Source organism: Neisseria sp. WLZKY-1 (assembly GCF_046546535.1).
In the GTDB taxonomy this organism is placed as follows: Bacteria; Pseudomonadota; Gammaproteobacteria; order Burkholderiales; family Neisseriaceae; genus Neisseria.
Window position 1 is genome coordinate 1 of sequence record NZ_JBKGTW010000117.1, and the last position, 610, is coordinate 610.

Genomic DNA, 610 nt, shown 5'->3' on the forward strand with positions numbered 1-610 from the left:
TCCACGGCCGCGAGCGCGTGGATGGCGGTGCTGTCGAACACGGGCAGCGGGCTGGTTTCTTCGTTTACGATCAGGCAGATTTCGGTGCAGCCGAGTATCACGCCCTGTGCGCCCGCGTCTTTCAGACGGCCTATCGCGTTGCGGAAATACGCCGCCGATTCGCTTTTGATTTGGTTCAGGCACAGTTCTTCAAAAATAATGCGGTGGATTTCGTCTTGTTCCGCGCCGTCCGGCACCAGGGTTTGCACGCCCTGCGCGGCCATGCGTTCGGTGTAGAAGCCGTCGCTCATGGTAAAGCGGGTGCCGAGCAGGCCGACGGTGTCTAAGCCTTGCCGTTTGACTGCGGCGGCGGTGGCATCGACGATGTGCAGCAGCGGAATCTTGACAGCAGCTTCGATGGCGGGAGCGACTTTGTGCATGGTGTTGGTGGCCAAGAGCAGCAGATCTGCGCCTGCGGTTTCGAGTTTGGCCGCGCTTGCCGCCAGCACACGGCCTGCCGCTGCCCAGTCGCCGCTTTTTTGCAGGCGGACGATTTCTTCAAAATCGACGCTGTGCATCACGATGTCCGCGCTGCGGTTGCCGCCGAGCCTGCGGTTGGTTTCGCGGTTGA

The 610-nt window shown here is 61.5% G+C and carries 1 protein-coding gene; it reads right to left on the reverse strand.

Translation table 11 applies throughout. The annotated features are described in order from the left end of the window. On the reverse strand, positions 1-610 hold a 610-nt coding region (locus ACLD9W_RS12435; protein WP_410842295.1), incomplete at both ends, for an aspartate/glutamate racemase family protein.